Origin of the sequence: Streptomyces sp. NPDC042638 (assembly GCF_040647235.1) — a bacterium.
GTDB classification, from domain to species: Bacteria; Actinomycetota; Actinomycetes; order Streptomycetales; family Streptomycetaceae; genus Streptomyces; species Streptomyces rameus.
In genome coordinates this window covers 39367-55308 of the sequence record NZ_JBEZBT010000017.1, presented here as the reverse complement: position 1 = coordinate 55308, position 15942 = coordinate 39367, and the positions used below count along the sequence as shown (strand labels likewise).

16 protein-coding genes are annotated in these 15942 nt (G+C 73.1%); 10 read left to right on the top strand and 6 right to left on the bottom strand.

Annotated elements, in window-relative coordinates; all coding sequences use genetic code 11:
* The first annotated feature begins 153 nt into the window (after positions 1-153).
* From AB0B40_RS16430 to AB0B40_RS16420, 3 genes are all read left to right on the top strand, one after another.
* The gene (locus AB0B40_RS16430) at positions 154-1410 is read left to right on the top strand and encodes a helix-turn-helix transcriptional regulator (RefSeq protein ID WP_345046952.1); all 1257 of its coding nucleotides are present in this window, start codon (positions 154-156) and stop codon (positions 1408-1410) included.
* Between the two features lie 16 nt (positions 1411-1426).
* Positions 1427-1780 (top strand): hypothetical protein, encoded by a 354-nt coding sequence (locus tag AB0B40_RS16425; protein ID WP_345046950.1) that lies wholly within the window; start codon positions 1427-1429, stop codon positions 1778-1780.
* 489 nt (positions 1781-2269) lie between these two features.
* Complete coding sequence (locus tag AB0B40_RS16420; protein WP_345046948.1) at positions 2270-2827, top strand: NADPH-dependent FMN reductase; 558 nt, start codon at positions 2270-2272, stop codon at positions 2825-2827.
* 89 nt (positions 2828-2916) lie between these two features.
* Here the strand turns inward: AB0B40_RS16420 and AB0B40_RS16415 are convergent, their stop codons facing one another.
* Positions 2917-3462, bottom strand: coding sequence for a DoxX family membrane protein (locus tag AB0B40_RS16415; RefSeq protein WP_345046947.1), 546 nt, complete (start codon positions 3460-3462; stop codon positions 2917-2919).
* A 127-nt stretch (positions 3463-3589) separates the two neighbouring features.
* Between AB0B40_RS16415 and AB0B40_RS16410 the strand changes: the two genes are divergently transcribed.
* Complete coding sequence (locus AB0B40_RS16410; RefSeq protein WP_345046945.1) at positions 3590-3916, top strand: nuclear transport factor 2 family protein; 327 nt, start codon at positions 3590-3592, stop codon at positions 3914-3916.
* Positions 3917-4175: 259 nt separating this feature from the next.
* A complete protein-coding gene (locus AB0B40_RS16405) occupies positions 4176-5354 on the top strand; it encodes a serine hydrolase (RefSeq protein WP_345046944.1) in 1179 nt (392 codons plus the stop codon).
* Between the two features lie 338 nt (positions 5355-5692).
* Here the strand turns inward: AB0B40_RS16405 and AB0B40_RS16400 are convergent, their stop codons facing one another.
* Complete coding sequence (locus AB0B40_RS16400) at positions 5693-6451, bottom strand: SDR family oxidoreductase (protein ID WP_345046942.1); 759 nt, start codon at positions 6449-6451, stop codon at positions 5693-5695.
* Between the two features lie 139 nt (positions 6452-6590).
* Positions 6591-7595, bottom strand: coding sequence for a Gfo/Idh/MocA family oxidoreductase (locus tag AB0B40_RS16395; RefSeq protein ID WP_345047018.1), 1005 nt, complete (start codon positions 7593-7595; stop codon positions 6591-6593).
* A gap of 129 nt (positions 7596-7724) precedes the next feature.
* Between AB0B40_RS16395 and AB0B40_RS16390 the strand changes: the two genes are divergently transcribed.
* From AB0B40_RS16390 to AB0B40_RS16370, 5 genes are all read left to right on the top strand, one after another.
* Positions 7725-8984 (top strand): multidrug effflux MFS transporter, encoded by a 1260-nt coding sequence (locus tag AB0B40_RS16390; protein ID WP_345047017.1) that lies wholly within the window; start codon positions 7725-7727, stop codon positions 8982-8984.
* On the top strand, positions 8924-10105 hold the full coding sequence (locus AB0B40_RS16385; protein WP_362264166.1) for a serine hydrolase domain-containing protein: 1182 nt from the start codon (positions 8924-8926) through the stop codon (positions 10103-10105). The genes AB0B40_RS16390 and AB0B40_RS16385 overlap by 61 nt, the downstream gene beginning before the upstream one ends.
* A gap of 263 nt (positions 10106-10368) precedes the next feature.
* Entirely contained in the window at positions 10369-11286 is a 918-nt protein-coding gene (locus tag AB0B40_RS16380) for a small ribosomal subunit Rsm22 family protein (protein WP_345047016.1), read from the top strand.
* Positions 11287-11316: 30 nt separating this feature from the next.
* Complete coding sequence (locus AB0B40_RS16375) at positions 11317-11973, top strand: TetR/AcrR family transcriptional regulator (RefSeq protein ID WP_362264165.1); 657 nt, start codon at positions 11317-11319, stop codon at positions 11971-11973.
* A 119-nt stretch (positions 11974-12092) separates the two neighbouring features.
* Positions 12093-12830 carry a bifunctional DNA primase/polymerase gene (locus tag AB0B40_RS16370; protein ID WP_345046937.1) on the top strand — a complete coding sequence of 246 codons (738 nt, stop codon included), beginning with the start codon at positions 12093-12095 and terminating at the stop codon, positions 12828-12830.
* A gap of 16 nt (positions 12831-12846) precedes the next feature.
* Here the strand turns inward: AB0B40_RS16370 and AB0B40_RS16365 are convergent, their stop codons facing one another.
* From AB0B40_RS16365 to efeB, 3 genes are read right to left on the bottom strand one after another with little or no spacing between them, the layout of a single operon-like run.
* A complete protein-coding gene (locus AB0B40_RS16365; RefSeq protein WP_362264164.1) occupies positions 12847-13842 on the bottom strand; it encodes a hypothetical protein in 996 nt (331 codons plus the stop codon).
* A complete protein-coding gene (efeU, locus tag AB0B40_RS16360) occupies positions 13802-14674 on the bottom strand; it encodes an iron uptake transporter permease EfeU (RefSeq protein WP_345046935.1) in 873 nt (290 codons plus the stop codon). The genes AB0B40_RS16365 and efeU overlap by 41 nt, the downstream gene beginning before the upstream one ends.
* A 3-nt stretch (positions 14675-14677) precedes the next feature.
* The gene (gene efeB / locus AB0B40_RS16355; protein ID WP_345046933.1) at positions 14678-15937 is read right to left on the bottom strand and encodes an iron uptake transporter deferrochelatase/peroxidase subunit; all 1260 of its coding nucleotides are present in this window, start codon (positions 15935-15937) and stop codon (positions 14678-14680) included.
* Positions 15938-15942 lie beyond the last annotated feature (5 nt).

Below are 15942 nucleotides of genomic sequence, written 5' to 3'. Positions count from 1 at the left end.
GGAGGGCCCTTCGGCCTCCGAGCGGTGTGTGACCAGTGAACGACGATCCGTTACCTTCTCCCGGAGCGGACCTCGCGCAATACCCGGGCGTTCTCCAGGCGTTGGCGCGTGGCGGGTATGAGTGCGTGAAAGGGTTCTCGTGAGGGGAGACCTATGACGTCGAGGCGCAAGCACTTTGCGGAACGGCGCGCGGCCCGGGGTTACTCTCAGGAGGAATTCGCAGAAGCGCTCTCGGTGGCCGCGTCCACCGTGGTCCGTTGGGAAAATGGTCGCGCCACCCCGCGTCCCCACCAACGGCCGGCGATCGCTGAGCTGTTGGGAGTGACCCTCTCCGAGCTGGAATCCCTTCTCTGCGACGAACAGCCGGCCGAGACAGCCGGGCTCTCCGCTGCTCCACCTCTTCTCCATGGTGATGATGACGACATGAAGCGCCGCGAAGTCCTGGGTCTGCTCGCCGTTACGGGTGCGCTGGTTGCTCTTCCCGATCCCGGTGAGGCGGCCGGAGGGCGGGCGGTATCGACGTTCTTGGAGACAGGGGACGCTCTACACCGCAGCCTCTGGCAGGTCTACGCTCTATCAGACTCCAAGCAGGTCGTCTTCCCTGCGGTGCGCGCGCAGCTCGATGTGATGGCGAAGGCGCTGACTGAGACCCGTACTGCTGTGGATCGGTCCCGATTGTGTCGGATGACGGCCGACGTCTACCAGCTCGTCGGTGAGTTGTTCTTCGATGCCAACCGGTACACCGACGCCGCGCAGTGCTACACACTGGCCGCCAACGCGGCCTACGCCGGTGGCGACCACGACCTGTGGGCCTGTGCCATGACCCGCCACGCGTACGTCGAGCTGTACGCGCGCCGCGCGCACGCTGCCCAGCCCCTGCTCGCGGCCGCTTTCCGCATCGCCCGGCGGGGCGACGACGCTCTCTCCACCCGTCACTGGGTCGCGGCCGTCCAGGCGCAGGCGTACGCGGCCGTGGGTGATCTCCACGCGTGCAACCGGGCTCTTGACGAAGCTGAGAAAGTGCACGCCCTCGACGGCGCTCACTCCCACAACGGCGGCTGGCTCCGCTTCGACGGCTCCCGCCTGGCAGAGGAGAGAGGGGCCTGCTATCTCCAACTGGGCCGCCCTGACCTCGCTGAGGAAGCGCTCACCGCAGCCCTTGCCCAGCCTCTGTCCCTGCGTCGCCGCGCTGCTGTTCTGAGCGACCTCGCCGTGCTCGGGGTGCACAGGCGGGACATCGACCAGGTCGTGCACTACGCGGAGCAAGCACTCGGACTGGCCGACCGGTCGAATTCGGGGTTCATCGGCAAGAAGCTGGACGGGCTTCGGGGGCGTCTTGCCTCGCTCATGTCCGATGACCGAGTCTCGACTCTCGATCACCGAATCGCGGCGCTTCCGCGCATCGCATGATGAGAGGGACACGCGCATGAACGACGGCCGGATCTTCCGCGAGGCGTGGATCGACGGTGTGAACAAGCACTATCCCGGCGAGCCCAAGCCTGGCTACGTCACGCCGTGGGACGAGACGCCCGCGTGGGAGCGCGAAGCCGCCACCGCCGTGTACGGGCAGGTGCGCGACTTCATCGAGGTCAGCGGCGGGCATGCGGCGAGGCTCACCCGCGACCAGAAGGGCCGATTCGTCGCGATCTGCTGGACCGCCCAGATGTTCATGCACTTCGAAGACCCGAAGCCCGGGTATGTCGCCGACTGGTCCGACCTGCCGGTCTGGCAGCGGGCGACCGACGCGGACATCTTCGAACGCATCGAAAGGACCGTCTGATCTCAGGAGCGACGACGTCCCCGTCCGGGTCGATCTGGGCGGGGATGTCTTGTTACGTACCCATCAAAGTAGCCACGGAAGTACCATTCCTGCACGTTTGTGCAGGTCATAGCGTCGCGTTGGGCAGGACGGACCGCCGCCTGTATCTGCCGGCCCCCTGCTGATGAGTTCGCCCTCCGTCGGCAGACGCCGTCGCGCCGGTCCGTCAGCCGGCGCCACCCCACAGGAAGGGCCAACCGCAAGTCGCTGCGCGGGCTCGGGTTCCACCTGTTCTGCTGGGCCAGTGACGGAATGGGCCCGGTCCATCGCCTCACGACGTCGACCGGGCGGCGGCGCCGTTCACGCGGACGTCGCTGCCGACCGGGTTCCCGTCGCCCGCCAGCGCCTGCGCGGGCTGAGATCCGCACTTGTCGCCCTCTTCGACCGACTCAGCGTCCAGGACTGCCGTGGGCCGACCCGGTCTCCCCTCCAAGACATAGGCTCATCGGCATGAAATTCCTTGGTCTGTGCGGAAGTCTGCGGTCCGGGTCGCTGAACGCGGCCGTGTTGCGTACGGCGGCGGAGCTGACCCTGCCCCCGCGCGAACTGGACCTCGACCCGGGCCTGGGCCGGCTGCCCTACTTCAACGCCGACGTCGAGGAGACCGCGCTGCCCGAGGTCGTGGCGGAGCTGCGGGCGACGGTCGGTGCGGCGGACGGCCTGCTGATCGTGACCCCCGAGTACGCCCACGGCACCTCGGGCGTGCTGAAGAACGCCCTGGAGTGGCTGGTCGGCGGCGGCGAGATCGGCGGCAAGCCGGTGGCCCTCGCGAGCGCGTCCCCCACGGTGACCGGTGGCGACCGGGCCCGCGCCTGGCTGGCCGAGACGCTCGCCGTGATGGGGGCCCAGGTCATCCCCCAGGACCTGCGCATCCCGCAAGCGCTGGTGAAGATCGCCGACGGCCGGGTCACCGACGAGCCGACCCGGGCAGCCCTGGCCGCACTCCTGGACGACCTCGCCCAGGCCGCCGACAGGGCCCGCGAGGCCGACGGCACCTTCGCGTCCTGATCGTCGCCGGGGGACGGGGGACGGGTCCGGGGGCGGGTAGGTGAGGGGCCGGCCCCTGTTCCGCTCCCGGGTCCGCCTCGACCCGGCGCTCACTCCTCGAACAGTGCCTCCTGCTCGCCGGCCGCCATCCGCCGTACCCGCCGGTTGCGCGTCCCCACCACCACGGCCGTCGCCGCCACCGTCACGCCGAGTGCGGCCGGGACCATCCAGCCGCGGTCGAGAACATGTCCCATGGCGTGGTCGAGGGAGAGCCGGCCGGGGCCGGTGACGGCGAGGCCGGCCGCCGCCAGGCCCAGGCTCGCCGGGTGCTCGTAGCCGCCCTCCTGGGCGAAGAAGCCGTTGGGCGCGTGCACCGCCGCCGCACCCGCCATCGCACCGGCCGCCGCCGCGCCCGCCGCCGGGGTCGCGAGCCCCAGGGCCAGCAGCGTGCCGCCGCCCGCCTCCGCCAGACCCGCCGCCATGGCGTTCGCCCTGCCGGGCGCGTAGCCGACGGACTCCATGAACTGGCCGGTGCCCGCCAGCCCGTGGCCGCCGAACCAGCCGAACAGCTTCTGCGCGCCGTGGGCCGCCAGTATTCCGCCGGTGCTCAGCCGGAGCAGCAGCAGGCCCAGATCGCGTCGGTCGTAACAGCTCACGGTGACTCCCGGCAGGCAGGTGGACAGGCCCCTCCCGTGGCTCCACCCTCGCACCGACGGCGCCGCCCGGCCCGTCCTGGCTGCCGTTCGGGTGGCGGGGCGGGGGAGAGGGTGTGAGCCTGGCGCCATGACGATTCAGCCGGCCAAACTCAGCGATCCGGTCGTCCGGGCCTTCGTCACCGCCGTCAACTCCCACGACCGGGCGGGCTTCATGGAACTGCTCGCGCCGGGTGCGACCATGGCCGACGACGGTTCCGACCGTGACCTCCCCGAGTGGACCGACCGGGAGATCTTCTCCTCCCGCGGGCACATGGACGTCGACAGCGAGTCCGACGGCGGCCGTACCCTGCTGGCCCGCTTCCGCAACGACACCTGGGGCGAGATGCGTACCAGGTGGTCCTTCACCGTCGAGGACGACGGGAGGATCTCGCGCTTCGAGACCGGGCAGGCGTGATCCCGGCAGGCGTGATTCCGGCAGGCGGGAAACGGCAGGTGTGAAAGGGCCGCTCATCCCGGTGCGGGCGGCCGATGGCGCTGGTGGCCTCGGAGACAGGCGCCTGACTGCCTTCCGGAGAGGGCTTCCGGCGCTCGACGGGCTGGGCACGGGCTGAGCACGGCCGGGGAATCATCGGATTTTCATGAGGCGGCAAATTCCCGGCCGTTCCGTGCCTCCGGTCGCGAAACCCCTGCTCGGCGCGGTGTACGGTCCCCGGGTGCGTGAATGTTCCCGGCTCAGCCGGCGTGCCGCCCTCGGGCTGGCGGCCGCCGCGCTTCCCCTGTCCACGGCCACCGAGGCCGCTGCGACGACGGTCATCGGCGGCGAGCGTCTGGCCCGCGGCGGTGTCCAGGTGCGTGGTGCCTCCGGACTGCCCGACAAGCTGACCGCCCGCTCATGGCTGGTCGCCGACTGCGCGAGCGGGGAGGTGCTCGCCTCCTTCGCCGCGCACCGGCGGCTCCCGCCCGCGTCCACGCTGAAGATGCTGTTCGCGGACACAGTCCTGAAGAAGTTCGACCGCGCCGAACGGTACCGGGTCACCGACGCCGACCTCGCCGACGTCCCGGCCGGCTCCAGCCTCGTCGGCATCAAGCCCGGTATCACCTACACCGTCGAGCAGTTGTGGCAGGGCGTGTTCCTGCGCTCCGGCAACGACGCCGTGCACGTGCTGTCCCGGATGAACGGCGGCATCGCGAAGACGGTCGCCGAGATGCAGGCCGAGGCCGAGGACCTGAGGGCCCTGGACACCCAGGTGGTCAGCCCCGACGGCTTCGATCACAAGGGGCAGATCTCCTCGGCGTACGACCTCACGCTCTTCGCCCGCCACGGCCTGAAGGACGCCGACTTCCGCGGTTACTGCGGCATGAGGACCGCCGACTTCCCGGCGGGCGGCGCGAAGACCTTCCAGATCCAGAACACCGACCGGCTGCTGACCGGGGCGTGGGGCCTGAAGACGTACGACGGCCTCATCGGGGTGAAGAACGGCTACACCAGCCACGCCGGCAACACCTTCACCGGCGCGGCCACCCGCGGCGGGCGCACCCTCCTGGTCACCGTGATGCACCCCGACGCCGGCGGCAACGCCGTCTACGAGCAGACCGCCGCGCTGCTCGACTGGGGCTTCACCCACGGGCGTTCGGCCCAGGCGGTGGGCACACTGGTCGAACCGCTCAGCGAGGGCGGGGCGGGCGCGGGCACGGTGCCCGTGCGGAAGGGCGTGCGGGCGGCGGCCGGCTCGCCCGGCTCCGCGGCCGGGGACGGATCGGCATGGCACCTGGCGGAGGGCACGGCCGGGGCGGTCGCCCTGCTGGGCGCCGGAGTCTGGGCCCTGCGGCGGCGCAAGGCGCGGACCCCGGCCGGCGGCGAGGGAGACGGCGGGGGTGGCGGCCGGGGCTGAGCGGACCGGGTGGCGGGGGTGGCGGCCGGAGTTGAGCGGCCCGGGTGGCGGGGGTGGCGGCCGGGGCTGAGCGGACCGGGTGGCGGCCGGAGTTGAGTGGACCGGGCGGTGTGTGCGGCGGCCGTTCCACCCACCGGCGTGCGGCCCGCGGTCGTCGCCGCGGGGTCCGCCCCCGACCCCGGTCCGGTGGAACGGCCGCCGCCTCCCCCTCGGAGTGGCAGCGGGACTTCCGTGGTCCAACTGTGAAGCTCTGGTGGAGGAGAGTTGAGCATATGTGCCCGACCGGCCGCAATGCCACGGATGTTGGAGTTCCGCTTGTGTTCGCGGAGGGGTGCGGCTCAGCCCCGCCCGATGTAGGGCATCGTCGTCGCCAGTACCGTCGCGAACTGCACGTTCGCCTCCAGCGGCAGCTCGGCCATGTGCCGTACCGTGCGCGCCACGTCGGCCACGTCCATCACCGGTTCCGGGGTTACCTCCCCGTTCGCCTGGAGCGCGCCGGTCTGCATGCGCGTCGTCATGTCGGTCGCCGCGTTGCCGATGTCGAGCTGGCCCACCGCGATGCGGTACGGCCGCCCGTCCAGGGACAGGGACTTGGTCAGACCGGTCAGCGCGTGCTTGGTCGCGGTGTAGGCGACCGAGTGCGGGCGGGGCGCGTGGGCCGAGATGGAGCCGTTGTTGATGATCCGCCCGCCCTGCGGGTCCTGCTCCTTCATCCTCCGGTAGGCCGCCTGGGCGCACAGGAACGCCCCGTTGAGGTTGGTGTCCACCACGTGCCGCCAGGCGTCGTAGGACAGCTCCTCCACGGGCACCCCGCCCGGACCGAACGTCCCCGCGTTGTTGAACAGGAGGTCCACCCGGCCGAACCGTTCCACGGTCGCCGCGAACAGCGCGTCCACGTCCTCGGGCCGGGACACGTCGGTGCGCACGGCGAGCGAGGCGGCCTGCGGGGCCAGGGCCGCCGTCTCCGTCAGCGTCTCGGTGCGCCGGCCCGCCAGCGCCACCGACCAGCCGTGGCGCAGCAGCTCCACGGCGACGGCCCGCCCGATGCCGGAGCCGGCGCCGGTGACCACCGCGATCTTCGATTGCCTGTCAGTCATGGTTCCGCAGCCTAGGCGCGCAGTCCGTCATGCGGAATCGGATGTCCGCCATACGGTTATCCGGCGCGGGTGACCCTCTTGGCCCCCTGGGTCCCCTTGGCCCCCTGGGTCCCCTTGGCCCCCTGGCCTCCTGGGTCCCCTAGGCCTGCTCGTCCCCCGGATAGCGCACCCCGACCCGCTCCCGCACCGCGTCCAGCGTGCGCAGCACCGCGAGCGTGCCCTCCAGCGGCACCAGCGGCGACTCCTTCTCGCCCGCCCGCACCGCCCGCATCACCTCCCGAGCCTCGTGCCGGAGGCTGGTCCGCGGCCCGTCGGCCGGGTCGGCGGTGAACTCCTGCGGATCGCGGCCGTCCCGGTGCAGCACGAACCGCTCGGGGTGGAAGAAGCCGGCCGGGACGTCGATCCGGCCGCGCGAGCCGGTGACCGACGCGGTGACCGCCGTACCGCCGACGATCGAACAGTGCACCGAGGCCAGCGCGCCGCTCTCCCACGACAGCACGGCACCGGTCTGCAGGTCCACGCCCTCCGGCGACAGCACCGCGCTCGCCGCGACCCCGTCCGGCTCGCCCAGCAGCAGCTGCGCGAACGACACCGGGTACACGCCCAGGTCCAGCAGCGCCCCGCCGCCCAGCGCCGGGTCCCGCAGCCGGTGCGACGGCGGAAAAGGACCGGCGAGGCCGAAGTCGGCCTGCACCGTGCGCACCTCACCGATCGCCCCGTCGTCCACCAGCGCCTTCAGCCGGCGGACGAGCGGATTGCAGTACATCCACATCGCCTCCATCAGGAAGCGGCCGTGCTCCCGGGCCAGCGCGACCAGCTCCTCCGCCTGACGCAGGTTCAGCGTGAACGGCTTCTCGCACAGCACGCTCCGCCCCGCCTCCAGGCACAGCCCGGCCGCCGCCCGGTGCGCGACGTGCGGAGTGGCGACGTACACGACGTCGACGTCCTCGTCCGCGGCCAGCGACTCCCAGTCGCCGTAGGCCCGCTCCACCCCGAACCGGTCCGCGAACGCCTCCGCCGACTCCCGCCGGCGCGAGGCCACCGCCACGATCTCCGCGTCCGGCAGATCCACCAGGTCCGCCGCGAACGCCGCCGCGATCCCGCCCGTCGCCAGGATCCCCCACCGCACGCTCTGCTCCGCCATCGCCGCCCCGCCCTCGCTCATGTGTGCCTCGGCAGTGTGTACGAGCTGAGAGCATAGGTGCCTGTTCAGAACGAGAGGGAGGGACACATGCCCGAGCACGCGGCGGCGCCGACACCGGAGACGGACCACATGTCCACCGCCCGGCACCCGGCCGCCACCCGCCGTACCGGCCTGCTCGTCACCGTCGTCCTCGGCGGCCTCACCGCCACACCCCCGCTCGCCATGGACATGTACCTCCCGTCCCTGCCGGAGGTCACCCGCACCCTGCACGCCCCCGCCGCCACCGTCCAGCTCACCCTCACCTCCTGCCTGGCCGGCATGGCGCTCGGGCAGCTCGTCGTGGGCCCGATGAGCGACCGCTGGGGCCGCCGCCGCCCGCTCCTGGCCGGCCTCGCCGTCTACCTCCTCGCCACCGCCCTGTGCGCCTTCGCGCCCGACATCGGGACGCTGGTCGCCTTCCGGCTGGTCCAGGGCCTCGCGGGGGCGGCCGGCATCGTCATCGCCCGGGCCGTCGTACGCGACCTGTACGACGGCATGGCCATGGCCCGCTTCTTCTCCACCCTCATGCTGATCTCCGGAGTCGCCCCCATCGTGGCCCCGCTGATCGGCGGACAGATCCTGCGGGTGACCGACTGGCGGGGCGTGTTCGTGGTCCTCACGGTCGTCGGAGCCCTGCTCGCCGCCGTCGTCTGGCGGCGGCTGCCCGAGACACTGGCGCCCGCCGACCGGCACGGCGGCGGAGTCGGCCAGGCTCTGCGCGCGATGCGCGGCCTCCTCACCGACCTGCCCTTCACCGGCTACACACTCGCCGGCGGCTTCGCCTTCGCCGCGCTCTTCGCCTACATATCCGCCTCCCCGTTCGTGATCCAGGAGATCTACGGCGCCTCCCCGCAGACCTTCAGCCTGCTGTTCGGCGTCAACTCCGTGGGCCTGATGATCGCGGGCCAGGTCAACGGCAAGGTCCTCGTCGGCCGGGTCAGCCTGGACAAGGTCCTCGCGACCGGCCTGGCGGTGATCGTGCTCGCGTCGGCCGCCCTGCTGCTGATGACCTCCGGGGCCCTCGGCGAGGTCGGCCTCGTCCCGGTCGCCGCCGCCCTGTTCGTCCTGATGTCCGCGATGGGCATCACCCTGCCCAACGCCCAGTCCCTCGCCCTGCTGCGCACCCGGCACGCCGCCGGCTCCGCCTCCGCGCTGCTCGGCACCTCCTCCTTCCTCGTCGGCGCGGTCGCCTCCCCGCTCGTCGGGATCGCCGGAGAGCACACCGCCGTCCCCATGGCCGTCGTCCAACTGGCGGGAGCACTGGTCGCGGCGGCCTGCTTCGTGGGAATGTGCCGTCCCTGGACGGCACGGGAGAGATCCCGTGCCGGGTCGGAGGGAGACGAGAGCTGAGCGCACCGAGACTGCGCGCCGGCACCCCGGAACGGGCCGGGCTCGACGCCGTCGAGCTCGGACACCTGGTCGCCGAGGCGCGCGCCCTGACCGCCGGTGACCGCCCCTGGGCGGCCGGCGCCGTCGTGCTGGCCGGCCGCGGACCCGTGATCGCCGTGGCCGAGGCCGCGGGCTGGGCGGTGCGCTACGCCTCCTACGACCCCGAGACCGGCACCGGCGTCGAGCTGCCGCCCGCCGCCCGGGTCCCGGCCACCGTCGCCACCCCCTTCGACCTGGCCTCCCTCACCAAGCTGTTCACGTCCGTCGCCGCCGTGCAGCAGATCGAGCGCGGCACCCTCGGCATCGACGCCCGCGTCGGCGACTACCTGCCCGACTTCCACGCGGCCGCCGTGTACGGCGTCACGGTACGGCAGCTGCTCACCCACACCTCCGGGCTGCGCCCCGAACTGCCCCTGTACGACTGCCCCGACGACGCCGGCCGGCTGGCCCTGCTGCGCGCCGAGGCACCGGTGACCGAGCCGGGCCGGTACGTGTACTCGGACCTGAACCTGCTCCTGCTCCAGTTCGTGCTGGAACGCAGCACCGGCCGCTCCCTCGACGTCCTCGTCCAGGACGGCATCACCCGGCCGCTCGGCATGACCGCCACCGCTTTCGGGCCCTGCCCGGGCGCGGCGGCCACCGAGGACCAGCGGCGGCCGTGGGCCAGGGCCGACCGGGGCATGCTGCGGGGCGTGGTGCACGACGAGAACGCCTGGGCGCTCGGGGGGGTCGCCGGCCACGCGGGCCTGTTCTCCACCGCGCCCGACCTCGCCGTCTTCTGCCGCGCCCTGCTCTGCGGCGGCTCCTACGGCCCCGCGCGCATCCTCGGCCCGGACTTCGTGGAGCTGCTGTTCACCCCGCCCGGGCTGGGCTTCGCCCTGGACCAGCCGTGGTTCATGGGCGAGCTGGCGGGCGGCGGCGCGGCGGGCCACACCGGCTTCACCGGCACCTCCCTGGTACTGGACCCGGCGACGGACACCTTCCTGGTCCTGCTGGCCAACACGGTCCACCCAAGACGCCGACCGCCGGACAGCGGGCCCCGAGCGCGGCTGGCGACAAGGCTGGCCCGAGCGGTGATCTGACCCCGCCCCCGGCCAGCCCACCTCCCGGCAGCTCACCTCCCGGCAGCCCACCTCCCGGCAGCCCACCTCCCGGGCAGCCCGCCACCGGGCAGCCCGCCACCGGGCAGCCCGCCCCCCGGCAGGCCGCCCCCCGGCAGCCCGCCCCCCGGCAGGCCGCCCCCCGGGCGGGTCTTCGTCGGTGTGCGGCGCCGTAGAATCGCCGGGTGAACGACCCCCTCCGCACCGCACTGGCCGAACTGCTCGACGGTCTGCCGCCCACGGAGATGACCGCCGCCGTGGACCGGCTCATCGCCAACTACCGCGGAGCCACCCCCACCCACGCGCCGATCCTCCGCGACCGCGCCGACGTCGCCGCGTACGCCGCCTACCGCATGCCCGCCACCTTCGAGGCGGTCCGCCGTGCGCTGGAGGCGTTCGCCGAGGCCGTCCCCGGCTGGACGCCCGGCAGCCATGTCGACGTCGGCGGCGGCACCGGCGCCGCCACCTGGGCCGTCTCGGCCACCTGGCCCGGCGGGCGCGAGGTGACGGTGCTGGACTGGGCCGAGCCCGCCCTCGCCCTCGGCCGGGAGATCGCCGCCGCCAACCCGGACCTGCGAGGCGCCCGCTGGCAGCGCGCCCGGATCGGGGCGGACCTCGCCCTGGACGCCACCGACCTGGTCACGGTGTCCTACGTCCTCAACGAACTCTCCCCGGCCGACCGGTCCGCCCTCGTCGACGCCGCGGCCGGCGCCGCGCGGGCCGTCGTGATCGTCGAGGCCGGCACCCCGGCCGGCTACGACCGCGTCATCGAGGCCCGCGACCGGCTGATCCGGGCCGGATTCCGGATCGCCGCCCCCTGCCCGCACAGCGCCGGCTGCCCCATCGTGCCCGGCACGGACTGGTGCCACTTCTCCGCCCGGGTCGGCCGCTCCTCCCTGCACCGCCAGGTCAAGGGCGGCTCCCTGGCCTACGAGGACGAGAAGTTCTCCTACGTCGCCGCCACCCGGCTGCCCGCCGAGCCGGCCCCCGCCCGGGTGGTCCGGCGCCCGCAGATCCGCAAGGGCCAGGTGCTGCTCGACCTGTGCGAGGCCGAGGAGCGACTGCGCCGCACGACGGTCACCAAACGCCACGGCGACCTGTACAAGGCGGCCCGGGACGCCGACTGGGGCGACGCCTGGCCGCCGCCCGACTCCGTGTCGTAACCGCTCCCGCCGCTTGTTACTTTCGACCCCATGGTCGACAAGCCCGCCCCCGACGCCACCCGCCGCAGCGAGAAGTCCCGCCGGGCGATCTACGACGCGGCCCTCGCCCTGGTCGGCGAGGTCGGCTACCCCAGGACCACCGTCGAGGGCATCGCCGCCCGCGCGGGGGTCGGCAAGCAGACCATCTACCGGTGGTGGTCGTCCAAGGCGGACGTACTGCTGGAGGCGTTCCTGGACCTCGGCGAGCAGGTGGCCCGGACGGCGGGGCAGGAGCCGTACGCCATCCCGGACACCGGAGACCTGGCCGCCGACCTCAAGGCGGTGCTGCGGGCCACGGTGGACGAGCTGCTCGACCCGCGCTTCGAGGTGCCGTCACGGGCGCTGGCCGCGGAGGGACTGGTCAACGAGCAGGTCGGCCGTGAGTTCGTGAGCAAGCTCCTGGAACCGCAGCTCCAGCTGTACGTCGCACGGCTGCGCGCCGCGCAGGGCACCGGGGAGGTGCGCGGGGACGTGGACCCCCGGATCGCCCTGGAGCTGTTCGTCTCGCCGCTCGCGCAGCGGTGGCTGCAACGGACCGGGCCGATCTCGTACGACTACACGGACACCCTCGTCGAGTACGCGCTGCACGGAATCGCCCCACGCCGCCCCGCCGCGCGCCCCGCGGCCGGCCCCGCCCGGCGGGTGTGAGGAGCGTCTCGTCCGGTTCCGCCCGAACCGTCCCGCGGCCCCCCGGAGCACGCGAGGATGGGACGATGAGGCATGCTGTCCGGACAGCAGCGAGGCGACCACCCGGACCGAGGGGATAGATGAGCGCGACGTTCGGCGGCCGGAGCGGCCGGCAGGGCAAACTCTCCCAGTGGCTGCGCGGACGCCGCCCGAAGGAGGCCGGCGCCGGCGAGGGCGACCGTGAGGCCCTGCTGCTCGCCGCCGCCGGCGCGGGCCTGCCGCTCGCCCCGGCCGCGCACCCCGCGCCGGGCTACCGCTGCTCGTGCGACCGCGTCGGCTGCCCCACCCCGGCCCGGCACCCGGTGTCGTTCGCCTGGCAGACGCAGTCCACCACCGACCGCGCCCAGATCGAGCGCTGGGCCCGGCACCAGCCCGAGGCCAACTTCATCACCGCCACCGGCATGGTGCACGACGTCCTCGACGTGCCCCTCCAGGCCGGCCGCGAGGCCCTGGACCGGCTGCTCGGCTCCGGCGTCGAGGTCGGACCGGTCGCCGAGAGCGACGACGGCCGCATGCTGTTCTTCACCCTCACCCGGGGCACCCCCGAGGACGAGGACGAGTGGTGGCCCTGCGAGCTGGACTGCCACCCGGAGACGATGGACGAGCACCCCGGCCTGCGCTGGCACTGCCGGGGCTCCTACGTCCTCGTACCGCCCGCCCGGCTCCCCGGCGACGACCAGCGGGTGCGCTGGGTGCGGGGCTCCGAGCACCCGCTGCCCGACCCGCTGACCCTGCTGGAGGCGCTCACCGACGCCTGCGCCCGGTACGCGGGCACCGACGCCGGGCACCAGGGCGCGACCTGGCCCCCGCGGCACTGAGGCCCGGCCCGGGCGGTCACCCGCCCTGGGCGGCCGTGAGTCCCTGGAGCCGGGCCAGCACCTGCACCGGACCGCGGCCCGCCGGCGGGTCCAGGGCCGCCTGGTCGGCGATCGACTCCAGCATCAGCGACTGCTTCACCTCACCCTTGGTCAGGGCCAGCACGTCCTTGTCCGGAACCGGTACCGAGGTGCCCGCCGCGGCGGTCTGCTTCTGGTAGTGGTGCGTGGTGAAGAACACCAGCGCCCCGCCGTCCTTGGTGCGCAGCGCGAGCGGGGCGTAGTCGCCGTGGCCGAGCGGCTCGTCGATGAACTGCCGCACCAGGCCGGGCCGTTCGGCCGCCTTCCTGCGCTCCGCGCGCAAGCCGCTGGTGTTGGGGCTGTCCGCGAAGTCCTTCCCGCCGCTCTTCAGGTAGGCCGTGTACCGCCGGCTCAACTCATCGGGCCGGACGGCCAGCTGTGCGGAATCGGCCGGCACGGCCTCGGCCCAGCCGTCCTTGTCCGTCGTGAACTCCGGCACGGTCCCGGGCGCCATGAGCGTCAGATGGGCCACCTGCCACCGCTCGCCGAGGTCGCCGCGGGTGAACACCAGCACCCAGCGGAAGTCGCCGCCCTTGTTGCCCTTGGCGTCGGCGACGAACCAGCGCGGCCAGCCGGCCTTCTTCGGGATCGTGAGGTGTACGTCCGTCAGCGTCAGCGGGGTGTGGTGCGTGTTCCCGGATGGGCTGTTGACGTGCCCGGCCGTCAGCCGGGCGGAGTCGATGTCGGCGAGGGCGCCGGTGACGTAGGGCGCGTCCACGGAGCTGTCGTAGGTCTTGTCGGCCTTGTTGTACGCGTCCGTGAACGCGGTGAGCGCCGTGGCGGCCTCGGCACGGGTGGCGGCGGGCAGCACCGCGCGCTCCCCGTGCACCACCACGCATCCGCTCGCCGTCAGCGACAAAGCGGTCAGTGAGGCCGCTATGAGTGCGTTCCGGTCACGCCTGCGAGGCAGTCGACGGCCGCGTTCCCTGGTCATCGGGCTCCTTCACCTTCCCCTTCCCGGAGGCGAACCCTACCGGGGAGAGGAACAGCGCGAGCACCGGGACCAGGTACAGCGCCCACACCGTGATCTGCAGGACCGTCGGGTCCGGCTGGAAGTTGAAGACGCCCTTCAGCAGGGTGCCGTACCAGCTGGTCGGCGGGATCGTGCCGCTGATGTCGAAGGCCAGGTCGGTCAGGCCGGGGATCCAGTCGGCCTCCTGCAGGTCGTGGACGCCGTACGCGAGCACGCCCGCAGCGACCACGACCAGCATGCCGCCGGTCCAGGTGAAGAACTTGGCCAGGTTGATCTTCAACGCGCCCCGGTAGAACAGCCAGCCGAGGAGGACGGCCGTGGCGAGACCGAGGGCCACCCCGACCAGGGGGCGCGGGGTGCCGTCGGAGGCGGCGTGCACCGACGCCCAGACGAACAGCGCGGTCTCCAGGCCCTCGCGGCCCACGGCGAGGAACGCGGTGGCGACCAGCGCGCCCGTGCCCAGGGCGAGGGCCGCGTCCAGCTTGCCGTGCAGCTCCGCCTTCAGGTGCCGGGCGGTGCGCCGCATCCAGAACACCATCCAGGTCACCAGGCCCACGGCGAGGATGGACAGGGAGCCGCCGAGCGCCTCCTGCGCCTCGAACGTCATCTCCTGGGAGCCGAACTCCAGGGCGCAGCCGAAGCCCATGGCGATGGCGACGGCGATGCCGATACCGGTCCAGATCGGCCGCAGGGCGTCCCGGCGGCCGGTCTTGACCAGGTAGGCGATCAGGATGCAGACGACGAGCGACGCCTCGAGCCCCTCGCGCAGGCCGATCAGGTAGTTGGAGAACACGGGCTACGCCTCCTTCGAGAACAGCGTGCGGCCCCACCAGTCGCCGGAGTCCCGGACGCCAGGGGGTACCGCGAAGACCGCCGAACCCACGTGCTGGATGTACTCGTTGAGCGCGTCCTGCGCCGACAGCCTGCGCTGGAGCGGGATGAAGCCCTTGCGCACGTCCCGCTGGTAGGCGAGGAAGAACAGGCCCGCGTCGAGCCGGCCGAGGCCGTCGGTGCCGTCCGTGAAGGAGTAGCCGCGGCGCAGGATGGTGACCCCGCCGTTGGAGTCGGGGTGGGCGAGCCGCACGTGCGCGTCCGGCTTCATCGCCTTCAGGAACGGCTCGTCGCGCTCCCGGGCCTTGCCGACCGGGGCGCCCTCGCGCTTGTCCCGGCCGAACACGTCCTCCTGCTCCTGCAGCGAGGCGCGGTCCCAGGTCTCGATGTTCATCCGGATGCGCCGGGCGACCAGGTACGACCCCCCGGTCATCCAGGACGTCCGCTCGTCGCCGTCCCCCTCGCCGACCCACACGAACTTCTTCAGCCGGTCGGTCTCGGTGCCCGCGATGTTGCGGGTGCCGTCCTTGAAGCCCATGAGGTTGCGCGGGGTCTGCTCGTCCGGGGTGGTCGACGAGGTCTTGCCGAAGCCCAGCTGCGACCAGCGGATGGCGACCTTGCCGAAGCCGATCCGGGCCAGGTTGCGGATGGCGTGCACGGCCACCTGCGGGTCGTCGGCGCACGCCTGGACGCACAGGTCGCCGCCGGTGCGGGACCGGTCCAGGTTGTCGCCGGGGAACTGCGGCAGGTCGGCGAGGGCCGCCGGGCGCCGGTCGTGCAGGCCGAACCTCTCGAAGAACGAGGGCCCGAACCCGATGGTGAGGGTCAGCCGCGAGGGCTTGAGGCCCAGGGCCTCGCCGGTGTCGTCCGGGGGCGCCTCGGCGAGTCCGCCGTAGGCGCCGTCACCGACCGCCTGCCCGGCGGTCATCCGCCGGGCCGCCGCCGTCCAGTCCTTCAGCAGCTGCACGAACTCGGCCCGGTCGTCGGTCTTCACGTCGAACGCGGCGAAGTGCAGCCGGTCCTGCACGGGCGTGGCGATGCCCGCCTGGTGCGCGCCGTGGAACTCGACGGCACCGCCCGTCTCGGCGGCGGCCGGGTTCATGTCGTCGCCCGCCTTGGCCATCGCCACCGCGCCACCGGCCGCGGCGGCGCCGAGCGCGAGCCCGGCCCCGCCCCAGCCGATCAGCGCCCGGCGGGACGGAGCGGTCCCCTGGGTCTCGGTCATCGCCC

Excerpts from the sequence above, each read along its gene's own strand:
- AB0B40_RS16430 (WP_345046952.1), top strand. The coding sequence starts at position 154 with ATGACGTCGAGGCGCAAGCACTTTGCGGAACGGCGCGCGGCCCGGGGT.
- AB0B40_RS16425 (WP_345046950.1), top strand. The coding sequence starts at position 1,427 with ATGAACGACGGCCGGATCTTCCGCGAGGCGTGGATCGACGGTGTGAAC.
- AB0B40_RS16420 (WP_345046948.1), top strand. The coding sequence starts at position 2,270 with ATGAAATTCCTTGGTCTGTGCGGAAGTCTGCGGTCCGGGTCGCTGAAC.
- AB0B40_RS16410 (WP_345046945.1), top strand. The coding sequence starts at position 3,590 with ATGACGATTCAGCCGGCCAAACTCAGCGATCCGGTCGTCCGGGCCTTC.
- AB0B40_RS16400 (WP_345046942.1), bottom strand. The coding sequence starts at position 6,451 with ATGACTGACAGGCAATCGAAGATCGCGGTGGTCACCGGCGCCGGCTCC.
- AB0B40_RS16395 (WP_345047018.1), bottom strand. The coding sequence starts at position 7,595 with ATGGCGGAGCAGAGCGTGCGGTGGGGGATCCTGGCGACGGGCGGGATC.
- AB0B40_RS16390 (WP_345047017.1), top strand. The coding sequence starts at position 7,725 with ATGTCCACCGCCCGGCACCCGGCCGCCACCCGCCGTACCGGCCTGCTC.
- AB0B40_RS16380 (WP_345047016.1), top strand. The coding sequence starts at position 10,369 with ATGACCGCCGCCGTGGACCGGCTCATCGCCAACTACCGCGGAGCCACC.
- AB0B40_RS16375 (WP_362264165.1), top strand. The coding sequence starts at position 11,317 with ATGGTCGACAAGCCCGCCCCCGACGCCACCCGCCGCAGCGAGAAGTCC.
- AB0B40_RS16370 (WP_345046937.1), top strand. The coding sequence starts at position 12,093 with ATGAGCGCGACGTTCGGCGGCCGGAGCGGCCGGCAGGGCAAACTCTCC.
- AB0B40_RS16365 (WP_362264164.1), bottom strand. The coding sequence starts at position 13,842 with ATGACCAGGGAACGCGGCCGTCGACTGCCTCGCAGGCGTGACCGGAAC.
- efeB (WP_345046933.1), bottom strand. The coding sequence starts at position 15,937 with ATGACCGAGACCCAGGGGACCGCTCCGTCCCGCCGGGCGCTGATCGGC.